Origin of the sequence: Phytoactinopolyspora endophytica, assembly GCF_004138495.1 — a bacterium.
Classification (GTDB): domain Bacteria; phylum Actinomycetota; class Actinomycetes; order Jiangellales; family Jiangellaceae; genus Phytoactinopolyspora; species Phytoactinopolyspora endophytica.
This window is the reverse complement of record NZ_ML142850.1, coordinates 317,327-320,418: the sequence shown is the minus strand read 5'-3', so window position 1 is coordinate 320,418 and position 3,092 is coordinate 317,327. Positions and strand designations below refer to the sequence as shown.

General features: G+C 67.5%; 3 protein-coding genes. All 3 read right to left on the bottom strand.

The features are described from left to right. A partial coding sequence (locus ELR45_RS04810; RefSeq protein WP_205855976.1) for an ACP S-malonyltransferase occupies positions 1–947 on the bottom strand: 947 nt, incomplete at its 3' end. Between the two features lie 151 nt (positions 948–1,098). After that, a complete protein-coding gene (locus ELR45_RS04805; RefSeq protein WP_205855974.1) occupies positions 1,099–2,049 on the bottom strand; it encodes a U32 family peptidase in 951 nt (316 codons plus the stop codon). Next, on the bottom strand, positions 2,046–2,831 hold the full coding sequence (locus ELR45_RS04800; RefSeq protein ID WP_129663885.1) for an IclR family transcriptional regulator: 786 nt from the start codon (positions 2,829–2,831) through the stop codon (positions 2,046–2,048). The genes ELR45_RS04805 and ELR45_RS04800 overlap by 4 nt, the downstream gene beginning before the upstream one ends. Positions 2,832–3,092 lie beyond the last annotated feature (261 nt).

Sequence of the window (3,092 nt, the reverse complement as noted above, 5' to 3'; positions counted from 1 at the left end):
CTGGCCGTGATGGGGCTCGGGTCGCCGTGCTGTTCCACGAATTGCCGGGCGTCGCCCAGCTGGTCGGGCGACTTCAGGGCGAATGTCTCGACGCCCGGGATGGCGCGGCGAGCGAGTCCGACGAGTGTGCCGGCCGGCGGCACCTCCAGAATGCCGGTGACCCCCATGTCGGCCATCGCGGTCTGGCACAGGTCCCAGCGAACCGGATTGGAGACCTGGTCGACGATCCGGCTGAGCACTTCGCGCCCGTCATGCACTACATGACCGTCCTTGTTCGACAGCAGTCGGGTCCGCGGGTCGTGGGTGCTGATGGCATTGGCGTAGCGGCGGAGGGTCTCGACGGCCGGCGTCATGTGGTGTGTGTGGAACGCACCCGCGACAGGCAGCGGACGTAGCCTGGCTCCGTCCGGAGGGTTGTCGTTCAGGGCGTCCAGCTGTTCGTAGGTGCCGGCAGCGACCACCTGGCCGGCGCCGTTGATGTTGGCGGGGGTGAGCCCGAGCGCGTCGATCCCCTTGAGCACGTCGTCGGGATCGCCGCCGAGGATCGCGGTCATACCGGTGGGGGTCGCGGAGGACGCGTCGGCCATGCACCGGCCTCGTTCCCGCACGAACACCATCGCCTGCTCCGCGGTGATCACACGGGCACCTGCGGCGGCGGTGATCTCGCCCACACTGTGGCCCGCCACCGCCGCGACCGACGTGAACGCGTCCGCCGGCTGGGGGAAGAGCTCGAGCGCCGAGAGGAGTCCGGACGCTACCAGCAAGGGCTGGGCGACGGCGGTGTCCCGGATGGCCTCTGCGTCGGCCTTGGTTCCGTAGTGAGCCAGGTCCATGCCCGCCACCGCTGAGAGCCACTCGATCCGGTTGGCGAACGCCGGCAATTCAAGCCAAGGCGCGAGGAAGCCTGGAGACTGGGAACCCTGACCGGGCGCGACGATGACCAACACCCTTCCACCCTGCTGCCTACCGGTCCGTAGAAGGGTCGGGGCGGTTAACAAGGTCTTCCAAGTAACTTTGGGTGGTTCCTACAAAAGGGCCCCTCAATGCCCCAAAGAGGCACGTCTGAGCGGCGATTTCGCACCTGATCGGAGGCGCTGGCTACCGACGCGCGGACTCCTGGACGGCCTCGGCGTCATACCGGCGAAGGATGCCGAGCCCGATCGCGGCGCGCCGGACCCGCTCCTGAGCCGTCTCGACGGCGAGCCGTTGCAGGTGCCCTCCGTACGGGTGCAGGCTCGGAGCATTGCGCACCGCGAATTTGATGTAGACGGGGGAGGCCACCCGGACGATCTCCGGCAGCTCGTAGTGGCGCACCGGCGAGCCGAAGTCGTCGGTGCCCTCGATGTAGACGTCCACGGGAATCGACACGGCGGAGCGGATGGCGGCGATCGCGGAGACCGGGAGGTCGACGGGGAGGTTCAGCGTCGACGCTCCGATGTCCTGCAGCACCCGGGCGGTGGCGGGATTCGCCACGGGCAGCGAGACGGACACCTTGAGTACGAGGTCGGCGGGCAGCTCACCGGCGCGTTTCATCTCTGCGAGGACCCACAGCTGGCCGACGTCAGCCACGAGGACACTGCGCACTCCAAGCTCGCACCCTCGTCGCACATCTTCCACGCCGTAGACGAGCTGGTCCGCGCCGCGCAGGCTGGCGCCGAGGACCTTGCCGGACGTGGAGCCGGTCTGAGCTCCGATGTCCCATGCCGCCCGCGGGCCGGTGAACAGCGATACCTCGACCCCGTTGTCTCGGCCCAGCGTGACCATCCGCTCGATCTCGCGGTCTGTCAGCAGCATGATGCCGCTGCCCTGGCTGACCCGGTCGATGCGGATGTCGAACTCTTCGGCGGCCTTGAGGACGGCCTCGAACACGTCCGGCCTCTCGACGGAGGGTATTTCCACGCGGAACCGGCGGCCGTCGTCGAAGCGCGCGCCGGAGGAATGCAGCTCTGGAAGGTCCCGCCCGGGCAGCCCTAGCGAGGCGAGGAACGAGCGGGTGGCCTGCATCGGCTCGGCCGAAGCCGTTGCGTGCTGGTCGCGGGTCGGCGTCATGAAATGCTCCGTCTTCTGGTGTATCCGAGCCGCTCCGACAGGTCGTGGGCACCTTCGACCACGTGGCGGGCGAGTTCGTCGTCGAGCCGGTCCGCGCGATGGACCGGCACGGAGATGCTGATGCCGGCGACGACAGCTCCGCTGACATCGCGGACCGGCGCGGCTACACACTTGACGTCGTGGTTGGACTCGCAGTCGTCGAACGCGAGCCCGCTGGCGCGGATCTGGTCCAGCTGAGCCCGTAGCCCATCGATGCTGGTGATCGTGTTCGGCGTCATGCTGGGCCAGTCGGTCATGTCGTGGTACAGCTGTGTGATCTCATCGTCGGGGAGATCGGCGAGCATGGCCTTGCCGACGGCGGTGCAGTGTGCCGGCAGCCTCCGTCCCACCGCCGACACCATCCGTACGGCGTGCGGACTGTCCGCTTTGACCAGGTAGATGACGTCGCGGCCGTCTCGGCTGGCGATGTGCACGGTCTCGTCGCACCGGGACATGATCTGCTCCGCGACGACGCGCCCCTGCCCCGCGAGGTCGATGCCCGCGGAGAACGTGCTCCCCAGCTCGAGTAGACGTAACCCCAGGTCGTAGCGGTTGCCGTAACCGTCGACAGCCCGCAGGTACTTGTTGGCGACCAGAGTCTGTACCAGTTCATATGTCGTGCTTCGGGGCAGCTCGAGCTTCGCCATGATGTCCGGGACGGTCCGCGACCCCTCACCGTCCAGGAACAGGTTGAGAATCATCACGGCCCGGTCCACCGCGGGCACGGTACGTCCTTGTCCCATCACGTCGCCTTCCGCACATCGCTACAGCGCTCAGCAGGGCAGCAATACTCCATCCAGTCTGCGCCTCTGTGGACGGCGGCCCGATCGACTCGGGCGGCAGCGTCCGAAATATCGAACAACGGTCGCCATCTCGGATACATTAATCACTGGTCATTGTGCCTGCAAGGCGATTTTCCTCGACGGCCGCCGGAACGATGTATCGGCCCAGGTGAGCAGGCTCGCCGGCCCGGGTCGCTGCTTCAGACACGCCCTAGGGCGTGC